Raw genomic sequence first — 700 nt, forward strand, 5'->3', positions numbered from 1 at the left:
CAGCTACCTCACCGACCATCTGCCGCTACGGCGGCAAGCCGTCGCAGCCGACTCGTGGATCGACCTGAGGCTCTTCGGCGACAGTCCCGATTCCGAGGTTCACCTCGGCCGGGGGGGTTGGCTCTTCTTCGATTCGGACCTACGACGTCCCTGCATCGTCGACACGCCGATTCCGGAGATTCTGGCGCGCCTCGAGCGTCTGGGAGCTACGCTCCGTGGTGCCGGCCGCGACTTTCACTTTCTCATCGTACCGAGCAAGAACGCTATCTATCCAGAATACACGACGCAGACAATCGGCCGATTCGGCGAATGTGCGCTGCGAAAGCGCGAGGAGTTGAGGGGTCTTTTGGATGCCGATGCCGTCGCCGGATACCTGGACCTCTGGTCGTTGCTTGAGGACGCGAAGCAGAGAGAGCAAAGGCCCCTCTTCTTCTCGAACGACAGCCACATCAACTCGTACGGCGCGTCGCTGGTGGCTCGAGAGCTGGTAGACGCGGCTCGACCCGGCCTTTGGCGGACCGATGCCCTGGCTCTGGCCGGCGTTCGGAAACACACGGGAGACCTCACTCGGCTGATGGGCTTACCCCAGGTCATTGAAGCAGAGCGGTACGAGGTCCGGCGGCCGGGAGTCGGACTTCTGAAACCCGAAGAGATCGTCCTGGAGGGCGGTCCGCCGATCAGGCGGTACTTCTCGGAATCG

The 700-nt window shown here is 62.9% G+C and carries 1 protein-coding gene; it reads left to right on the forward strand.

Translation table 11 applies throughout. From position 1 onward, the window contains the following. The coding region (locus tag GY769_07565; protein MCP4201775.1) for a hypothetical protein at window positions 1–700 on the forward strand (700 nt) is incomplete at both ends.

It is taken from the genome of bacterium (assembly GCA_024224155.1).
Lineage (GTDB): Bacteria > Acidobacteriota > Thermoanaerobaculia > Multivoradales > JAHEKO01 > CALZIK01.